This window comes from Amycolatopsis palatopharyngis, assembly GCF_003385185.1.
Classification (GTDB): domain Bacteria; phylum Actinomycetota; class Actinomycetes; order Mycobacteriales; family Pseudonocardiaceae; genus Amycolatopsis; species Amycolatopsis palatopharyngis.
In genome coordinates this window covers 120,878-138,703 of record NZ_PQHZ01000006.1, presented here as the reverse complement: position 1 = coordinate 138,703, position 17,826 = coordinate 120,878, and the positions used below count along the sequence as shown (strand labels likewise).

The 17,826-nt window shown below is 70.2% G+C and carries 17 protein-coding genes; 6 read left to right on the top strand and 11 right to left on the bottom strand.

Features of this window, described 5'->3' with window-relative positions; all coding sequences use genetic code 11:
• Positions 1–120 precede the first annotated feature (120 nt).
• The 5 genes from D0C15_RS06655 to D0C15_RS06635 form a co-directional block, all read right to left on the bottom strand.
• Positions 121–1,413 carry a geranylgeranyl reductase family protein gene (locus tag D0C15_RS06655; protein ID WP_116041743.1) on the bottom strand — a complete coding sequence of 431 codons (1,293 nt, stop codon included), beginning with the start codon at positions 1,411–1,413 and terminating at the stop codon, positions 121–123.
• 124 nt (positions 1,414–1,537) lie between these two features.
• Entirely contained in the window at positions 1,538–2,233 is a 696-nt protein-coding gene (locus tag D0C15_RS06650; RefSeq protein WP_116041741.1) for a demethylmenaquinone methyltransferase, read from the bottom strand.
• 78 nt (positions 2,234–2,311) lie between these two features.
• Complete coding sequence (locus tag D0C15_RS06645; RefSeq protein WP_162829921.1) at positions 2,312–2,764, bottom strand: hypothetical protein; 453 nt, start codon at positions 2,762–2,764, stop codon at positions 2,312–2,314.
• A 170-nt stretch (positions 2,765–2,934) separates the two neighbouring features.
• Positions 2,935–4,056, bottom strand: coding sequence for a glycosyltransferase (locus D0C15_RS06640; RefSeq protein ID WP_116041737.1), 1,122 nt, complete (start codon positions 4,054–4,056; stop codon positions 2,935–2,937).
• Positions 4,057–4,204: 148 nt separating this feature from the next.
• Complete coding sequence (locus D0C15_RS06635; RefSeq protein WP_211323104.1) at positions 4,205–5,323, bottom strand: glycosyltransferase family 4 protein; 1,119 nt, start codon at positions 5,321–5,323, stop codon at positions 4,205–4,207.
• A gap of 180 nt (positions 5,324–5,503) precedes the next feature.
• Between D0C15_RS06635 and D0C15_RS06630 the strand changes: the two genes are divergently transcribed.
• Positions 5,504–6,361, top strand: coding sequence for an inositol monophosphatase family protein (locus D0C15_RS06630; RefSeq protein WP_116041849.1), 858 nt, complete (start codon positions 5,504–5,506; stop codon positions 6,359–6,361).
• A gap of 33 nt (positions 6,362–6,394) precedes the next feature.
• Here D0C15_RS06630 and D0C15_RS06625 read toward each other — a convergent pair whose 3' ends face one another.
• A complete protein-coding gene (locus D0C15_RS06625) occupies positions 6,395–6,868 on the bottom strand; it encodes a DUF3592 domain-containing protein (protein WP_116041735.1) in 474 nt (157 codons plus the stop codon).
• A gap of 89 nt (positions 6,869–6,957) precedes the next feature.
• Positions 6,958–8,460 (bottom strand): M1 family metallopeptidase, encoded by a 1,503-nt coding sequence (locus D0C15_RS06620; protein ID WP_116041733.1) that lies wholly within the window; start codon positions 8,458–8,460, stop codon positions 6,958–6,960.
• Positions 8,461–8,537: 77 nt separating this feature from the next.
• On the opposite strand from D0C15_RS06620, the gene D0C15_RS06615 reads away from it, so the two are divergent.
• Positions 8,538–9,302 (top strand): LamB/YcsF family protein, encoded by a 765-nt coding sequence (locus tag D0C15_RS06615; RefSeq protein WP_116041731.1) that lies wholly within the window; start codon positions 8,538–8,540, stop codon positions 9,300–9,302.
• Positions 9,303–9,320: 18 nt separating this feature from the next.
• On the opposite strand, the gene menD is transcribed toward D0C15_RS06615, so the two are convergent.
• Positions 9,321–11,003, bottom strand: a complete 1,683-nt coding sequence (gene menD / locus D0C15_RS06610) for a 2-succinyl-5-enolpyruvyl-6-hydroxy-3-cyclohexene-1-carboxylic-acid synthase (RefSeq protein WP_116041729.1) — start codon at positions 11,001–11,003, stop codon at positions 9,321–9,323.
• 57 nt (positions 11,004–11,060) lie between these two features.
• On the opposite strand from menD, the gene D0C15_RS06605 reads away from it, so the two are divergent.
• From D0C15_RS06605 to D0C15_RS06590, 4 genes are all read left to right on the top strand, one after another.
• Complete coding sequence (locus D0C15_RS06605; RefSeq protein WP_116041727.1) at positions 11,061–11,984, top strand: 1,4-dihydroxy-2-naphthoyl-CoA synthase; 924 nt, start codon at positions 11,061–11,063, stop codon at positions 11,982–11,984.
• 149 nt (positions 11,985–12,133) lie between these two features.
• Positions 12,134–13,294 carry an o-succinylbenzoate--CoA ligase gene (gene menE / locus D0C15_RS06600; protein ID WP_116041725.1) on the top strand — a complete coding sequence of 387 codons (1,161 nt, stop codon included), beginning with the start codon at positions 12,134–12,136 and terminating at the stop codon, positions 13,292–13,294.
• A 218-nt stretch (positions 13,295–13,512) separates the two neighbouring features.
• Positions 13,513–14,739 carry a hypothetical protein gene (locus D0C15_RS06595; protein WP_116041723.1) on the top strand — a complete coding sequence of 409 codons (1,227 nt, stop codon included), beginning with the start codon at positions 13,513–13,515 and terminating at the stop codon, positions 14,737–14,739.
• A gap of 52 nt (positions 14,740–14,791) precedes the next feature.
• Positions 14,792–15,667 (top strand): 1,4-dihydroxy-2-naphthoate polyprenyltransferase, encoded by an 876-nt coding sequence (locus tag D0C15_RS06590; protein WP_116041848.1) that lies wholly within the window; start codon positions 14,792–14,794, stop codon positions 15,665–15,667.
• A 97-nt stretch (positions 15,668–15,764) separates the two neighbouring features.
• Here D0C15_RS06590 and cds1 read toward each other — a convergent pair whose 3' ends face one another.
• From cds1 to D0C15_RS06575, 3 genes are read right to left on the bottom strand one after another with little or no spacing between them, the layout of a single operon-like run.
• Positions 15,765–16,844 carry an L-cysteine desulfhydrase Cds1 gene (gene cds1, locus D0C15_RS06585; protein WP_116041721.1) on the bottom strand — a complete coding sequence of 360 codons (1,080 nt, stop codon included), beginning with the start codon at positions 16,842–16,844 and terminating at the stop codon, positions 15,765–15,767.
• Positions 16,841–17,194, bottom strand: a complete 354-nt coding sequence (locus D0C15_RS06580) for a DUF4229 domain-containing protein (RefSeq protein ID WP_116041719.1) — start codon at positions 17,192–17,194, stop codon at positions 16,841–16,843. The genes cds1 and D0C15_RS06580 overlap by 4 nt, the downstream gene beginning before the upstream one ends.
• Positions 17,187–17,666 carry an Lrp/AsnC family transcriptional regulator gene (locus tag D0C15_RS06575; protein WP_116041717.1) on the bottom strand — a complete coding sequence of 160 codons (480 nt, stop codon included), beginning with the start codon at positions 17,664–17,666 and terminating at the stop codon, positions 17,187–17,189. The genes D0C15_RS06580 and D0C15_RS06575 overlap by 8 nt, the downstream gene beginning before the upstream one ends.
• Positions 17,667–17,826 lie beyond the last annotated feature (160 nt).

Sequence of the window (17,826 nt, the reverse complement as noted above, 5' to 3'; positions counted from 1 at the left end):
GGAGGGTCAACGACGACTTCGGCGCGCTGTAAGCCGAAGACCTGCATGAAGAGGACGGATCGCGCCCGCCGGCGCCCTTCGCGCGCTGACGGCGTGTGAGCTAACCCACGCCCTGTGAGGTCAGCGCGGGCTCGGGGTGAGCCGCGAAGCGATCGAGATGAGGCGGTCGACGGCGTCCCCGCCGGAGGCGTCATAGCAACCGGACAGACCCTTGTAGACCAACGGAATCAGCGGATTGATGCGCAGTCCGTACTTGGTCGCCGCCCGCATCACCTTCGGCTTCCCGATCGCCTTCGCGAAAACGTTACCGAGCTGGTAGTAGCCGCCCATTTTTTCCTTGAGCGCCAGCGGGTATCCGTGCAGCGCCCGCTCCCTGGACGGCCCCTCCGGCCGGGCGAGCGCCTGCACGACGAACTCCGCCGCCAGCTGGGCGGACTCCATGGCCGCCGAGATGCCCTCACCGTTGAACGGGCTGACCATGCCGCCCGCGTCACCGAGCAGCAGGAGCCCGTCGCGGTAGTGCGGGGTGCGGCTGAACCCCATCGGCAGGCCCGCGCCGCCGATGCGGCCAACGGCGTTCTCCTCGCGGTAGCCCCACTCCTCCGGTGTGGAGTCCAGCCAGGAACGCAGCAGCGCGCGGTAGTCCGTGCTGCGGAAGGCCTTCGAGGTGGACAGCATGCCGAGGCCGACGTTCACCGTGCCGTCGCCGAGCGGGAAGGCCCAGCCGTAGCCGGGCAGCAACCGGGGCCTGCGGGGATCGCTGCGGTCCCACAGTTCGAGGTGCCCCTCGATGAACGGGTCGTCGTGCCGTGGGCTCGTGTAGTAGCGGCGGACGGCGACGCCCATCGGCCGCTTCTCGTGCTTGTCGATACCTACCGACAGCGCGAGTCGCGCGGACACTCCGTCGCAGGCGAGGACCAGCGGGGCGTGGAATTCGGCGGGGCGCTTGACTCCGTCTTCGCCACCGACCTTCGCCTGCACGCCGACCACCCGGCCGCTGCGCTCGTCGGTGACGGCGCCGGTCACCGTCGTGCGCTCCTGCAGCCGTGCGCCCGCCTTCACCGCGGTCCTCGCGAGCAGGTCGTCGAAGTCGTGCCGTGTGCGCGAGACACCGTACGGCGGGTAACTGGTGAGCTCCGGCCAGTCCAGTTCCAGCGTCAAATCGCCGGTCAGGATGCGCAGCCCCCTGCTGTGCACCCAACCCGCCTCCTGGCTGGTGTCGATCCCCAGGTCGATCAGCTGCTTGACGCCACGCGGGGTGAGGCCGTCGCCGCACACCTTCTCGCGGGGGAACGAGGTCTTCTCCAGCAGCAGGACGTCCACGCCGGAACGGGCGAGGTATGTGGCGACAGTGGAACCGGCAGGGCCAGCTCCGACGACGATGACCTCGGCATCCTGCCTGGGAGAGTTCATGGCCCCAGAGTAATCGGCGCGCAACGCGCTCCTTGGGGGGTGGCGGCCGGATGTCCCCAATGTGGCATTGGGGACGTTCAAGTTCCCAAATGCCACATTGGGGAACTTCCCGGACCGGGTTGCGTCAGCCGTCGCCTTCCCTGACCGCGCGGTGGATCGCGACCGCGCCGAAGGTCAGGTTCAGCCACTCCACCTTCGTCCAGCCGGACGCGGCGATCATCTCCCCGAACGCGCGCTGATCCGGCCAGGTGAGCATGGACTCCGCGAGGTAGCTGTACGCGTCCGGGTTGCTCGAGGTGCGCTTCCCGACCCAGGTCAGCGCCCGCAGGATGAACTTGCGGTAGACGAACCGGATGGGGGCGAACGTCGGGGTGGAGACCTCGCAGATCACCAGCCGCCCGCCTGGGCGCACCACTCGCGCGATCTCCGCCAGCGCGGCTTTCGTGTCGACGAAGTTGCGGATACCGAGCGAGACCGTCGCCGCGTCGAAGCTGGCGTCGGCGAACGGCAGGTGGAGCGCGTCGGCGGCAACCATCGGTACGTCCCGATGGCGTCCCGCACGCAGCATGCCGAGGGAGAAGTCCGCGGCGAGGCACCACGCGCCGTTCTGCGCATACTCCTCTGTGGACACTCCGGTGCCCGCGGCGAGATCGAGCACCTTCTCCCCCTCGCGTGCGTCGAGCACCTTGGCCGTCGTGACGCGCCACCGGCGATCGAAGCCGAAGGTCATGAAGGAGTTCGCCCGGTCGTAACCGGACGCGACGTCGTCGAACATCGCGGCGACATCGCGTGGATTCTTGTCCAGGCTGGCACGGGACATGCCGTCACCCTAGCCGCAGCTCCCCGGCAACGCGCCTGCTTCCCCTCGGTGCCTGTCCGCGAGCTCGGCTCCGCCTCCTCAGATGTGGGCGGAGAGCTGCGCGAGGCCGGTCCGCAGCAGCACAGGCGCCTGCTCGGCCGGGGTACTGGCCCGCTCGGCCGCGTGCGCGAGGTCGAGATGGTCAACGAGAACGCCGGTGAGGAGTTCGCGCTGCGGGGAGGGCAACAGGTTCAACTCGTCGCGGGCGACGGCGGCCCCCGCTGCCTCGGCGAACGCCCTGCGTCCGCGCCTGCCAGCCACGGCGGCCATCTCCGTGATCAACTCGTCGCGGACCTCGCGGCCGGTCGGGTCGTCGGCCAGCGAACTCCAGTTCAGCCTCGGCACGACCCGGGAGACACTCCTGGCGGCCCTGCGCCTGCCCACTCCGCACGAGGACGTGATCGTCCAGGCGATGTCCACCATCCGCTCGGCCACGACGTCGGAGGACTCTCCGTTGAAAGCATCAGGGCATTTGCCCGTTTTCCCGGTCACGCTGTGGAAGGTAGTCGCGCGAACGGCACCCGGCAGTGTGATCTTGGCCGGGCGTGCGGGCGCAGAGGTGCGGCTCCGCGGGAATGGAACCGCCGCCGCACCTCTGCGAAAGTCATTCGGTGTCGAATGCCACAACGATGGGTCGTCACGCTGCCTCATTTGGGTGACGGTCAGTGATCGGCACCGAGAACACCGAGCATCTCCGCAACGGAATCCCCCCAGGAGAACTGTTCTGCCCGGGCACGGGCAGCCGACCGGCGGATGCTCTCGGGGCTCTCCAACAGGCCGGTCACGGCCGTCGCGAACGCGGGGGCGGCGTCCTGCACAGCTGCGCCGGCAGGCCCACCCACCGGACCGACGATCTCCCCGAGCGCCGAGGAGGCCGACACCACGACCGGGGTCCCAGAGGCCAGTGCCTCCAGCGCGGCGAGGCCGAACGTCTCGTGCGGGCCGGGGGCGAGTGAGACGTCCGAGCTGGCCAGCAACCTGGCCACGTCCATCCGGTCGCCGAGAAAGCCGAGGAACGTGACGGGCAGTCCCCGCGCCCTGCGTTCCAGTGCCCTGCGCCGGGGCCCGTCCCCCGCGACCACGAGACGTACCCGCGCACCCGCGTCGGTCAACGCCGCGACGGTGTCCACACTGCGCTCCACGTGCTTCTCCGGCGAAAGGCGGCCACAGTGCACGAGCAGCGCGTCGGCCCCGCCCGCCAGTGTGTGCCGCCAGCCGTCGTCCCGGCGTGCGGGAGCGAATACCGACAGGTCCACTCCAAGCGGCACCCTGCGCACGTTCGGTGCGGCGATACGGTCGAATTCGGCGCGGGCGAAGGCCGTCGTGCACACCACGGTGTCGTAGCTGTCCGCCATCCTGCGGTTGGCGGTGTCGGCGACGCGCCTGGCCAGTGGCGCGGGCAGCAGGAACTGCTCGAGCAACCGGTCGAGCCGCTCGTGCGAGATCACCACACTCGGCACGCCTGCCCGTCTCGCCCATTCCCCCATCCCGCGCAGGGTCAGCCGGTCGGACACCTCCAGCCGGTCCGGGCGCAGTTCCCGCAGCACCGCACGGACCCGGCGCGGGTCCACCGCGCGGTAGCCGCCCGTGCCGGGTATCCGCGGCGCTGGCAATGAGCACCGCCGGACGCCGCCCGGCAACATTTCGTCGGCGTATCGGCGGCCCGGAACCACCAGGGTCACCCGGTGGCCCTGCGCGACGTATCCCGCGCCGAGGTGGTGCAACGCGGTACGCAGACCGCCGGAACGGGGACCGTAGAAGTTCGCCAGCTGGACGATGTGCATGCGCTACCCGGCTCGGTCAGGGGGCGTCTGGGAACGCCGACGAAGTCCCGCTGTCGAGGCCGCAGGGCGTCGAGCAGCAGAAGTCGACAGTCGCTGGAAGTCAGCGCCCTGGCGACTCGATCGCGGACCCGAGTTCTCGGACACGCGGTCAGGCTGCTCTGGCGACACGTCCCCGCACCGCCTCATAGTGGCCGACCAGCTCCTCACACACCGCGGGCCAGGTCCGGCCGAGCACCGCCGCCCTTGCGTTCGCGCCGAATTCGGCGCGCAGTGCGGCGTCGCGCAGCTCCTCGACCCTGTTGCGCAGCTCGGCCGCGAACTCCGCGCGCTCCGGTGGGAGCAGGTACCCGGTCCTGCCGTGCGACACCAGGTCCCGTGGACCACCCGCGGCGGGAGCCAGCACCGCGAGCCCCGAGGCCATCGCCTCCTGCACCGCCTGGCAGAAGGTCTCGTGCGGGCCGGTGTGGACGAAAACGTCGAGGCTGGCGTATGCGGCGGAGAGCTCTTCGCCGTAGCGGGCACCGAGGAAGGCCGCGTCCGGAATCCGCTCACGCAGTGCGGCGAGATCGGGTCCGTCGCCGACCACCACGACCCGCACGCCGGGCATCCCCGCGAGCGCGACCAGGCGGTCGACCTCCTTCTCCGGTGCGAGCCTGCCGACGAACCCGACCAGCAGCTCCCCGTTGGGTGCCAGGGTGGCACGCAGCGCGGGGTCCGCGTGTCCGGGTGCGAACCGCTCGATATCCACACCGCGACCCCAGCGGTGCACGCGCGGCACACCGTGCAGCCGCAGCTGCCGGACCGAGTGCGTGGAGGGCGCCAGTGTGCGGTCCGCCCTGCAGTGCAGTCGCCGCACCCAGCGCCATGCGGCACGGGCGCCGAGCCCCAGACCGTACGCGGAGGCGAATCCCGCGACGTCGGTCTGGTACACCGCGACCGAGGGCACCCCCAGCCTTCGAGCGGCCGCCAGCCCCCGGGCGCCGACGACGAACGGCGAGGCGAGGTGCACCACGTCGGGCACGAATCCGGCCATCGCCGTGAGCACGGTTCTGGTCGGTACCCCGACGGGCATCGAGTTGACCATGGGCAGGTCGACGGCGGGCACTCGCACCACGGGTACTCCGCGGTACTCCTCGGGGCCCGCGCCGGGCGCGATCACGAGTACCTCGTGTGCCCGGTCGCGCAGGTGCTCGACGACCCGCAGCACGGAGTTGGTCACGCCGTTCACCTGCGGGAGGAAACTCTCGGTGACAATCGCGACTCGCACGCCAGCACTGTCGCATCGGCAGGCTGCGAGCACATCGACACGAGCGTGTCCACCAGGCCAACGCTGGACGAAGATTGTCCGATTCCCCCGCGAGGGTGAGGGGAACCTGTTGTCAGATGTCGAGACGGCCGTCACTTGATGGTCGCGTTCCGTAAACGATGGGTGTCCACGCTTGAGGGGGTGACTCTCCTGTCCTCCCGCCAATGGCAGCCCGTGGAGCCCGGCCTGCTGTCCCGCGCGCTCGAGGTGGCCGGGCGGCTGGCCAATGACGCCACCGACGTCATCACCGCGACCGCTGGACGCGGGGCGCGGCCCGCTCCCCGGGATTCCCCCTTCGACTGGGTGACCGATACGGATCGGACCCTGGAGCGGCACACGCGTCGCGTCCTGACCGCCGAGTTTCCCGGTATCCCGGTGGTCGGCGAGGAGTTCGGCGCCGACGTCGGTGCCGATGTCGCGGAGTACCGCTGGGTGGTCGATCCGGTGGACGGCACGGCCAACTACGTGGCCGGGGTGCCGTGGTGCGCCTACAGCCTCGCCCTGATCGACGCGTCGGGACCGGTGGTCGGCGTGGTCGCGGACCCCTTCAGAGGGCAGATCTACGCTGCCGCCTGCGGCCGGGGAGCTCGCGCCAACGGCACTCCCGTGCTGCTGACCGACCGGCCTGGCGGTGCTGGTTCGATCGTCTGCACCGAACTGTCCCGTACCGGGCCGTGGCCGGGGATGGGCGAGTTCATCGAACGAGCGGCAGCGGCACGTGCCGGTGTTCGGGTACTCGGCTCGGCAGCCCTGTCGATCGCGCAGGTCGCCCTCGGTCACGCCGCCGCGGCGGTGCTGCACAGCTACCACGAGTGGGATGTCGCGGGCTCGGTCGCATTGGCGATCGAGGCGGGAGCGGTCGTGCTTGATCGCCGGGGCGAGGGCACGGCACTCCCCGCGGACGGCCTGCTCGTTGCCGCACCGAGCGCGGCCGAGGACGTGCTCGCGTGGTGGCAGGAAACAGCCTCCGGCTCCCCCGGCTCGTCCGGCTCCCCCTGACCCGGCGTCGCACTTTCCCGGGAAAGCGCGGAATCAGGCGGGGTGGGTGGCCTCGGTCTTCGCGCCTTCGGGGGCCGGCGCGGCGGCAGCGGACACGTTGCGGCGGATCCACCAGATCAACGGGCCGGCCACCAGCCAGGTGAACAGGAGCATCGTGCCGAGCGGCAGCAGGGTCAGGGAGGCATCGCGGCCCGCGACCCTGGCCAGATCCGGATCAGTGGTGTCGTACTCGATCCACACCAGGTCTCCAGCGGCCAACCCCTCGGGATAGAGCACACCGTTGGCGGGACTGTGCGCGATGCCATCCGGGGTTTCGTAGCGGATGATCGCGCGGTCGAAACTGACCTGCTCGACCGTGGCGTACGCGGTGCCCATGTTGGCGGAGATGGCCCTGTCGTTCCGGATCGCGGCCAGCAGCAGCGCGACGCACAGCACGGTCAGCAGAACGGCCACCGCGAACACCGCCCGCAGGGCGATCCGCCACGTACGCTCGCTGCCCGCCACCACGCCATCCAGCCTAGTGGAGTCCGCCCACCCCCCGTGTGTGGCGGGCGGACTCCAGTCGTGGCCCCAGCGGCCCCCAGCGCTGTCCGGGCTCAGTGCTCGTGCAGGTGTTGCTGGTTGGCCTTGATCTGGGCGTAGGACTCGGGCTGGACCGGGGCGGTCATGGTCCGCACGGTCTCGCCGTTCGGGCCGATCTCCGGCTTGCCCTTGGTGAACAGCCAGGTCTGGAACAGCTCGTCGAGCTCCTGCCCGGAGACGCGCTCCGCGAGTGCGACGAACTCGGGGATCCGTGCGTCGCCGCCCTTCCGCTGCTCCAGCCACGTCCGCAGAATGGTGAAGAAGGCCTCGTCACCGACGGTCGTGCGCAGCGCGTGCACCGCCATCGCGCCCCGGTCGTAGACGGCCGCGTCGAACTGGTTTTCGGCGCCGGGATCGCCCGGCAGCACCTGCCAGAAGTCGTCGTCGGCCGGGACCGAGTCGTACATATACCGCGCGAGCTCGGCGGCCGTACCCTCCCCCTGGTCCTCCGACCAGAGGAACTCGGCGTAGGTCGCGAAGCCCTCGTTCAGCCAGATGTCGCTCCACCGGCCGAGCGAAACGGAGTCGCCGAACCATTGGTGCGCGTTCTCGTGGGCGACGACCGAGGTGTTGGAGCCGGATCGGAAGAACCTGTCGCTGTAGACCGAGCGGGTCTGGTTCTCCAGGGCGAAGCCGAGGCCGGTGGAAGCGACACCGCCCTGCGCCTCGAACGGGTAGGGCCCGAAGTACTGCTCCAGTGCCTCGACCACCTCGGGAGTGCGCTCGATGCTCGCCTTCGCGGCGTACAGGTTCGCGCCGAGCGCGGGGTCGTACGCGTTGATCATCGGCAGCCCGCTCGGGGTGGTCGACTGCGATACCTCGAAGTCGCCGACCGCGAGGAAGGTCAGGTAGGTGGCCTGTGGCTGGGTGCTGCGCCAGTTCCACCTGGTCCAGCCCGCCCGCTGCTTGGTCTTGCGCACCAGGGTGCCGTTGGAGATCGCGGCGGAGTCGTCGGGGACCTCGACGGAGACGTCGAACGTCGCCTTGTCGGTCGGGTGATCGTTGGACGGGTACCACCACTCGGCGCTCTGCGGTTCGTCCACGGCGAGTCCGCCATCGGCCGTGCGCTTCCAGGCGGTGTAGCCGTCGATCTCCACCTCCGAGGGCGTACCCGAGTAGCGCACGGTCACGGCGACGAACTGGTTCGCCGCCAGCGGCCTGGCCGGGGTGACGATCAACTCGCTCGGGTCCTTGCCCGAGGTGCGGAAGCGGGCCGGGGCGTTGTTGACCCGCACGGACTCGACGCCGAGGCCGAAGTCGAGGTTGAAGCGGGACAACTCCTGCGTCGTCGTCGCGAGGATCGTCGTGGTGCCGCTGAGCAGGTCGATCTCGGGCTGGTAGGTCAGCCGGATGTCGTAGTGGGCGACGTCGTATCCCCCGTTGCCCGCGCCCGGGTAGTACGGGTCGCCGACGCCGGGAGCGCCGTGGGCCGGCGCGGCCGTGGCCGTCGTGGAGAGCATGACCGTCGCGAGCCCGGTGGCCGCGAGGCCGATCCCGGCGCGAGTTCGAACGCGCATGTATAGCCTCCCAGTAGTACAAGCCCGACGAACGTATCCGGCGTTTCGACCGCCGGAACACGGCCGAAGGATGGTTCTTGGCTCATACACCGGTGATCGACCTGAACTGCGATCTCGGCGAGGGATTCGGGGTGTGGACCCTCGGCGACGACGAGGCTCTGCTCGGCGTGGTGACCAGCGCGAATGTCGCCTGCGGCTTCCATGCCGGAGATCCGTCGATCATGCGCGCCACCTGTGCGCGTGCCGCCGCCTCAGGAGTGGTGATCGGAGCGCAGGTCTCCTACCGCGACCTCGCCGGATTCGGCCGTAGGTACATCGACGTCGACCCTGCCCAACTCGCCGACGAGGTGATCTACCAGATCGGCGCGCTGGACGGCTTCGCCAGAGCGGCAGGCACCAGGGTGGCCTACGTCAAGCCGCACGGCGCGCTCTACAACACCGCCGTGACCGACGAGGCGCAGGCCGCCGCGGTGGTCGAGGGCGTCACGCGGTACGCACCGGACCTGCCGATCCTCGGGCTGCCCGGATCGCGTCTGCTCACGGCGGCCGGGGCGCGGGGTGTGCCAGAGGCCTTCGCCGACCGGGCCTACACCCCGGAGGGCAGGCTGGTCTCCCGCCGCGAGCCCGGTGCCGTTCTGCACGACGTCGAGGCCATCGCGGCCCGCTGCGTCCGGCTGGCCACCGAGGCGACGGTGCGCAGCACCGGGGACACCGACGTCGCGGTGTCGGCGCGCTCGATCTGCGTGCACGGGGACACCCCAGGTGCGGTGGAGATCGCCCATGCGGTCCGCGCCGCACTGCTCGATGCCGGTGTGACGCTACGCGCGTTCGCTGGGGTCTAGGCGGCGCTTGGCCGGGACCTACCGCCTGGTGCCGACGTCCCTGGCCACTGCCGCCCGGACGCGGGCGTGCAAATCGCGGTGCCTGGACCGGTCGACCCGCACCTCAACGACACGCAGGCCGGGCTCCGGGCGCAGCGCGGCGCGCAGTTCGGTCCGGGTGGCCGCCACACTGTGCGGCACCCGATAGGCCGCGCACAGTGCGCCGAGGTCGGCGCCGTGCGGCGTGCCGAACACCCGCTCGAAGCTCGCGCCGTGCTCCGGCGCGCCCTGCTCCAGCAGCGAGAAGATGCCGCCACCGTCGTCGTTGAGTACCACGATCGTGAGGTCGGGGCGTTGCTCGGCCGAGCCGGTGAGCAGGCCGTTGGCGTCGTGCAGGAAGGTCAGGTCGCCGATCAGCGCGTAGGAGTGGCCGCGGTGCACGGTGGCGGCGCCGATGGCGGTGGACACGGTCCCGTCGATGCCCGCGACGCCCCGGTTGCGGTGCACCAGCACGTCCGGCCGGATGCCTGCGGCGAGTGCGACGTCCCGGGTCGGGTTGGACGAGCCGACGACCAGCAGTGAGTCCTCGGGCAGGGCGTCGACAAGTTCGGCTGCCAGTGCCAGCCCGCTCGGCCACGGCTCCTCGGCGAGTGCGTGGCGCACGGCCGCGCCCGCGGCGGCGTCCGCGCGTTGCCAGCTGGCCAGCCAGTCGGGGTCGGCGGGTTTGGTCGGCTCGTCGAACCACTGCCCGACCTGCCGCACATTGTGCGCGGGCGCGGGCCAGTCCGAGTCGGGCCGGACGAGCAGGACCTCGACGTCCGGATCGGACAACAAGCCCTGGACCTGGCGAAACACCGTCGGGCGGCCGATGCACAGCACCTGCTCGGGCTTGTGCTCGGAGATGAACTCCTCGACACCGAGCAGCCAGGCGCCCGAGCCCATGGCGGTCGCGCCGCCGAGGCCGAGACCGCCGGTCTCCGAGACCACGGGCCAGCCGTGCTGCTCGGCCCATTCGCTGGCCGCCCGCACACCCGCGTCGCAGGCGATGACCAGCCCGTGCCGGGCCGAGGGCACGACGAAAGCCGGCAGCGCGCCGAAGTCGGGCAGTTCGGTCCACCGCGCACCACCCGCGCGGCCCTCCAGCGACTCGAACCACTCGTCGGCGCCGGGGCCGGTTTCGGGCACCAGCGGTTCCCGGAACGGCACGTTGAGGTGCACGGGCCCGCAGCGCCATTCCCCGTAGGCAGCGTTCCAGGCCCGGCAGATCTGGCTGCGCCAGTACGAGTTCTGCCCCGCCCTGCCCTCAGCGACCGCCAGCTCGTCGAAGTAGCGCACGGCACCGCCGTAGAGCTGGTGCTGGTCGATGACCTGATTCGCGCCCGCGGCCCGCAGCTCCGGCGGCCGGTCGGCGGTGAGCACGATCAGCGGGACACCGGCGCGGTCGGCCTCCAGCACGGCCGGGTGGAAGTTGGCCGCGGCCGTGCCCGAGGTGCACATCACGGCGACGGGGCGCCCGGTGCGGGCGGCGATACCGAGGGCGAGGAAGGCCGCGCCGCGCTCGTCGATGCGCACGTGCAGGCGCAGTTTCCCGGCCGAGGCGGCCTCGTAGAGCGCCAGCGAGAGCGCGGCGTTGCGGGAGCCGGGACAGAGCACCACGTGGGACACGGTGTTGCGGACGAGTTCGTCGACGATGACCCTGGCCTGCGCGGTTGACGGATTCACCAGCGGACCCCTGATGTCGTCGTACTGGTCGTCGTCACAAGACCTATTCTCCCAAACGTGGATGACGTCCAGATTTCCGAGCTGTTCGACCCCGCCCAATGGAGCGAAATCGAAGGTTTCGACTTCACCGACATCACCTACCACCGTTCGACCGAAAACCGGTCCGGCAAACGCGTGGTACGGATCGCGTTCGACCGTCCCGAGGTGCGTAATGCGTTCCGTCCGCACACCGTGGACGAGCTGTACCGGGCGCTTGACCATGCCCGGATGAGCTCGGACGTCGGCTGCGTCCTGCTCACCGGTAACGGCCCATCGCCACGGGACGGCGGCTGGGCTTTTTGTTCTGGTGGTGACCAGCGTATTCGCGGTCGCTCCGGCTATCAGTACGCGGACGGGGAGACCTCCGACACTGTGGACCCCGCTCGCGCAGGCCGGCTGCACATTCTCGAGGTCCAGCGGCTGATCAGGTTCATGCCGAAGGTGGTGATCGCGGTGGTCCCCGGCTGGGCGGCAGGCGGCGGTCACTCCCTGCACGTCGTATGTGATCTGACACTGGCCTCGGCCGAGCACGGCAAGTTCAAGCAGACCGATGCCGACGTCGGCTCGTTCGACGGCGGTTATGGCTCGGCCTACCTGGCCAGGCAGGTCGGGCAGAAGGTGGCGCGGGAGATCTTCTTCCTCGGCCGCGAGTACAGCGCGGAGGAGGCGAAGGCGATGGGCGCGGTGAACGCGGCCGTCCCGCACGCCGAGCTCGAGGCCGAGGCACTGCGCTGGGCCTGGGAGATCAACGGCAAGTCGCCGACCGCCCAGCGGATGCTGAAGTACGCGTTCAACCTGATCGACGACGGGCTCGTCGGGCAGCAGTTGTTCGCCGGGGAAACCACCCGGCTGGCGTACATGCAGGACGAGGCCGTCGAGGGCCGGGACGCCTTCCTCGCCAAACGAGACCCAGACTGGTCCCCGCACCCCTACTACTACTGACAGTCATCACGCTTTCCCGGGAAAGTGCGAGGGTTCCCAAGGCCGGGGGCACCTTCGACGCGCGCTTTCCCGGGAAAGCGCGGTAGTTGCGCGTGCACGTATCGCACTTTCCCGGGAAAGTGCGATACGTGGGTGAGAGAGGAGGCAGGGTGCACGAGGTGTGGACCGACAGCGGGCCGGAGTCCGTACGTGAGCTGATGAGCGCGTTGGAAACCGCTCTCGACGGCGGCCCCGCGGTCCTGCCGCTTGACTCACGTTCCCCTGGTGCCGGTGCGGTCAGGGATGCGATGGAACCCGGCACGCCGGTGGAGCCGTCCACCGCGGTGATCGTGCCGACCTCCGGTTCGACCGGCGCACCGAAGGGTGTCCTGCTCTCCGCCGCCGCGCTCACCGCATCCGCCACGGCCACCATCGACCGCCTTGGCGGGCCCGGGCGGTGGTTGCTCGCCACCCCCGCGCACTACGTGGGCGGCCTGCAGGTGCTCGTGCGCGGGATGCTCGCCGGGCACGAACCCACCGTCCTCGACACGTCGTCGGGTTTCGATCCCAGCGCCTTCGCCGAAGCCGCGAGGGCACACCAGCGCCTGCCCGGACCGCACTACACCGCGCTCGTACCGACCCAGCTCGCCCGGCTGCTTTCCGCGGGCGAGGACGCGGTCAGTGCGGCCGCCGGGTTCGACGCGATCGTCCTCGGTGGAGCCGCGCTGGACGACCGGTTGCGGTCGGCTGCCCTTTGGGCGGGGATCAGCGTCATCAGTGCCTACGGCATGAGCGAGACCGCCAGCGGCTGTGTGTACGACGGGGTTCCGCTGACCGGGGTGCGCGTGCGTCTCGACACCGGAGGCCGCGTGGAGCTGGCGGGACCGATGCTCGCGCACGGCTACCGGCTGCGGCCCGACCTCACGGCGACGACCTTCACCGGAGGCTGGTTCCGCACCAGCGACCTCGGACGGCTGCACGACGACGGCAGGCTGGAGATCCTGGGCCGCGCCGACGACGTGATCAACACTGGCGGCGTCAAGATCGCGGCGGCGGCCGTCGAACGCGTACTGACGGCAGACCCTGGGGTGGCCATGGCCTGCGTGGTCGGCCTGCCCGATCCCGAGTGGGGCGAATCCGTCGCCGCGGTCGTCGTGCCCACCGGGAGCTCGTCCGGCGGAGAGGAGCTGCACTCCCGGCTGCTGGCCGGAGTGCGGGCAGAACTCGGGCGCGCCGCTGTGCCGAAGCGGCTGGAGTTCAACGCGGAACTTCCGCTGCGTGGCCCCGGCAAGGTCGACCGCGAGGCGGTGCGAGGCCGTCTCGCTGGGTGACTCCCCCGCGCGAGCGTCCCCCGGGTGCAGCAACGCGGCACGCCCACTTGCCGAGCTGGACACTCTGCTGGGCGACGATAGTCGGTAATTTTCACTCGCTTTCACACGGTTGGTTGACAGATCACCACGATCGGTTTTGGCTCTCCCTAGCCAGGCGGGGTGCGGCCCTGTAGCGACCTGCGGGAGGTCGCTCCGTGGCCCGCCGGAGGAGATGCCCGATGACGCCGACGAGAACCGGAACGAGACGCCGTCCACGGTGGACTTCCGTGGCGGCGGCCTTCGCAGGAGTGGCGATCGCCGCCACCGCGCTCGCCGCACCGGCCTCGGCGGGGCCACCCGTACCGGCCAGCGGCACCCTGACCTGGTTCGTCAATCCGGCCGAGCCCCAGTACGACGGCACGGCCGCGGGCACCTATGCGAGTGCCGAGCGAAGCGAGCTCACCTCGATCGAGGAGTTTCCGGCCGAACGACTCGAGTCGCCAGTGAACACCGTCGTGGCCGAACTGGACGCGACGATCCCGGACGAGGCACAAGCCGCGGTGGATGTCCGCGGCCTGCGGGCCGACGGCATGTGGAGCGAGTGGACCGAGATCACCCCGGAGGCAGCGGCGGTGCTGCCGGAGGCCACGACCTCGGTGCAGACGCGACTCGTGCTGATCACACCGGAAGGCACTCAGGGAGCCGACGTCGACCGGATCGACCTGACGGCATGGAACGCCGGGAACACCGGGAACACCGTCGCGACCCGGTCGGTACAGGCGGCCGCCTCCACCTACCGGGTCTTCGCCACCCGCGAGGGACTCGTCGGGGGCACCACCGCGAACGGGCACGTGATCGTCAGCCGGGACCACTTCGTCGCGCTGCCCTCCCGCAGGGGCCTCGCGAACAAGGGCAGCGGCAACTACACCGTGCAGGTCTGCACCTCGGACAACGCGCGCTGCGAGTGGGCCCCGGTGTGGGACGTCGGACCTTGGAACACCAAGGACGACTACTGGAACGCCGACCGCGAGATGTGGACCGACCTGCCGCAGGGCAAGCCACAGGCACAGGCCGCGTACCAGGACGGCTACAACGGCGGCAAGGACCAGTTCGGCCGCAGGGTCGCCAACCCGGCGGGCATCGACCTCGCCGACGGCACGTTCTGGGACGGGCTGAAACTCGCCGACAACGCCTGGGTCAACGTGACTTACGAATGGACCGGTTCCGGCCCGTGGGGCACGATCGCGACCGAGAGCACGCCGTTGAACGTCCGCTCCGGGCCGCAGGGGTCCGCCTCGCAGGTGGGTTTGGCGGCGAGGCACGCCCAGGTGCGGATCGAGTGCCAGGTGACCGGCGCCAGTGTCACGGGAACGCAGGGCACCTCGAATCTCTGGTATCGCCTGGCGAGCGGCAAGTACGTCGCCCGCGCCTACGTCAGGATCGGCTCCGCACCCGGCGCCTGCTGATCACGGGAGGCCGCGGCCGGTACCTACGGCCGCCATGGGAAGAATGATCGCCATGGCGACGGTGACGGAATGGATCGAGGGTGCCCGGCCACGGACCCTGCCGAACGCGGTGGCACCCGTGCTGGCAGGCGCGGGTGTCGCGGCGCAACTGGATGCGTTCTCCTGGTGGCAGTCGCTGCTCGCGCTACTGGTGGCGCTTTCCCTGATCATCGGCGTGAACTTCGCCAACGACTACTCCGACGGCATCCGGGGAACCGACGCCGACCGGGTGGGCCCGCTGCGACTCGTCGGCTCGGGGGCCGCGAGGCCCCGTGCCGTGCTGACGGCCGCACTGGCTTCGCTGGGCGTCGCGGGCGTCCTCGGCCTGGCCCTCGTCGCCGCGACCGGACGCTGGTGGCTGCTCGCGGGCGGGGCGGCCTGCCTCGCGGGAGCCTGGTTCTACACCGGCGGCAGGCGGCCGTACGGCTACGCCGGCCTCGGCGAGGTCGCTGTCTTCGTCTTCTTCGGCCTCGCCGCGGTGCTCGGCACGGTGTACGTCCAGGCAGGCACGGTGAGCTGGGCCGCGCTGGGCTGCGCCGTCGCCGTGGGCTGCTTCTCCACGGCGGTGCTCACGGCCAACAACCTGCGCGACATTCCCACCGACGTGACCGCCGGCAAGCGGACATTGGCGGTTCGCCTCGGTGACGCGGGGACCCGCAGGCTGTACCTCGGGCTGGCGCTGGTGCCGTTCCTGATCACCCTCGCGCTCGCCCCGGCCTTCCCGTTGGCGCTGCTGGCCGTGCTCGCCGCGGCCCCCCTGCTCAAGCCGGTGCGGGCCGTGACGGGCGGGGCCACCGGTCCGGGCCTCATTCCGGCCCTGCGGGACACCGGTATGGCGATGCTGGTCTGGTCGGTACTCACGGCACTGGGACTGGTGCTAGCGGCGTAGCACTTTCCCGGGAAAGTGCCGACGAGCACGCCCACGACCTGCGGCTGGAGTTTTCCGACCTCGCACTTTCCCGGGAAAGTGCGGTTTCTGGGCCTCGCTAGTACTGGCCGGACCAGGTGCCGGTAGCCAGGAAGCGCTCCATCGACTCCCGGTACGGCGCCGGGTCGAGGTCCTGCTCGGCCAGCCAGTCGTCGTCGTAGTAGGTGTGGGCGTAGCGGTCACCGCCGTCGCACAACAGCGTGACCACACTGCCGGTCTGGCCCATCGCCAGCATCCGGGCGATCAGCTGGAACGCGCCGCACAGGTTCGTCCCGGTCGACCCGCCCGCCCAGTGCCCGGTGCGTTCGCGCAGCAGCCGGATGGCGGCCATGGACGCGGCGTCGGGGATCTGGAACATCTCGTCGATCACACCTGGCACGAATGACGGCTCCACCCTCGGCCGCCCGATCCCCTCGATCCGGGACGGCATTCCGGTGGAGTAGTCCAGCGCACCGGTCTGCCAGGCCCCGAAGAACGAGGAGTTCTCCGGGTCGACGACCGCGATCTTGGTGGTGTGCCTGCGGTAACGGACGTAGCGCCCGAAGGTCGCGCTGGTACCGCCGGTTCCGGCCCCCACCACGATCCAGGACGGTACCGGGTGTCGCTCGGAGCGCAGCTGCGCGAACACCGACTCCGCGATGTTGTTGTTTCCCCGCCAGTCGGTGGCGCGCTCGGCATAGGTGAACTGGTCCAGGTAGTGCCCGTTGCATTCGGCGGCGAGGCGCTCGGCCTCGGTGTACATCTCCGGTGGGGTGTCCACGAAGTGACAGCGGCCGCCGTAGAACTCGATGAGCGCGACCTTCTCCTGGCTGGTCTTTCGCGGCACGACGGTGACGAAGTCGAGGCCGAGCATCCGCGCGAAATACGCCTCCGACACCGCGGTGGATCCGCTGGAGGCCTCGATGAGCACGGTGTCCGGGCCGATATGGCCGTTCACCAGGCCGTAGAGCAGCAGCGAACGGGCCAGCCGGTGCTTCAGCGATCCGGTTGGGTGTACCGACTCGTCCTTGAGGTAAAGATCGATGCCCCAGTCCGCGGGCAGCGGGAAGACATGCAGGTGCGTGTCCGCACTGCGGTTCGCGTCGGCCTCGATGATCCGCACGGCCTCCCGGACCCATGCCCTGCCCGGCTGGCTCACTTCTCCTGCTCCCGGTCCTCGGTCGGCTGCTCGGACGTATCGTCCTCCGGTTCCTTCGGCACGTCTTCGCCACGCAACTCTGCCCGCAGCTTGGCGCGTTGCCGGGCGCGATGCTTGTTGCGGGCGGCGAGCCCAGCGGTCACGCGGGCGTTGAGACCGCGGAACGTGAGCAGGCCCAGCGGTAGGCCGACGACTGTCCCCACGGCCAGCGCGACCAGCAGTGGAACGTCGAACAGCACGAGGATCCCGGCGACAACCGCGATCAGCACGAAGCGGGCGAGGATGTACAGCGTGAGGTCGCGGGCGAGGTGGCCGGGGGTGTTTCGCTGCTCGTCGGGGGATTCACTCACGGTCTGCAGAGGCTACGCGCTCGGTGAGAACGGCATTGTTGGGACGGCCCTCGAAGCGCGTGGACAGGACGACGGTGGTGTGGGTGCGTGCGACACCACCGATCCGGCGAAGCCTGCCGAGAGTGCGCTCCAGCTCGTCCACGGTGGCAACGCGGACCTTGACCACGAAGGCTTCGTCACCTGCCACGGCATAGCAGCTCTCCACCTCGGCGAGCTGGCCGAGCGCCTCGGCCACATCGTCGTCGGTAGCGGTGTCGGTGGGCTGGATACCGACCAGCGCGGTGACGCCGAGGCCGACGGTGCCCGGATCGACCACCGCGTGGTAACCGGTGATGACCCCGGCGGCCTCTAGCTTGCCGACCCGCTCGTGCACCGAGGACGGTGACAGCCCCACCGTGCGGCCGAGCTCCGCGTAGGTGGCCCTGCCGTTCAGCCGCAGCTCGGCGATGATCTTGCGGTCCAGCTGATCCACCAGCCCACTCTAACCATCGGCCAGGCGGTGGGCAGTACGCGCCAACGCTGGGGCGATTTGTCCCATTACTACCTCTTTACTGTCCGACAACCGTTCGAGTACCCGACGGGTGAGATGCAACGATTGCCCTTGTTGGAAGACCGGGTCCTTCGGCCGAACG

Excerpts from the sequence above, each read along its gene's own strand:
- D0C15_RS06655 (WP_116041743.1), bottom strand. The coding sequence starts at position 1,413 with ATGAACTCTCCCAGGCAGGATGCCGAGGTCATCGTCGTCGGAGCTGGC.
- D0C15_RS06650 (WP_116041741.1), bottom strand. The coding sequence starts at position 2,233 with ATGTCCCGTGCCAGCCTGGACAAGAATCCACGCGATGTCGCCGCGATG.
- D0C15_RS06640 (WP_116041737.1), bottom strand. The coding sequence starts at position 4,056 with ATGCACATCGTCCAGCTGGCGAACTTCTACGGTCCCCGTTCCGGCGGT.
- D0C15_RS06620 (WP_116041733.1), bottom strand. The coding sequence starts at position 8,460 with ATGCGCGTTCGAACTCGCGCCGGGATCGGCCTCGCGGCCACCGGGCTC.
- D0C15_RS06595 (WP_116041723.1), top strand. The coding sequence starts at position 13,513 with ATGACGCCGACGAGAACCGGAACGAGACGCCGTCCACGGTGGACTTCC.
- D0C15_RS06590 (WP_116041848.1), top strand. The coding sequence starts at position 14,792 with ATGGCGACGGTGACGGAATGGATCGAGGGTGCCCGGCCACGGACCCTG.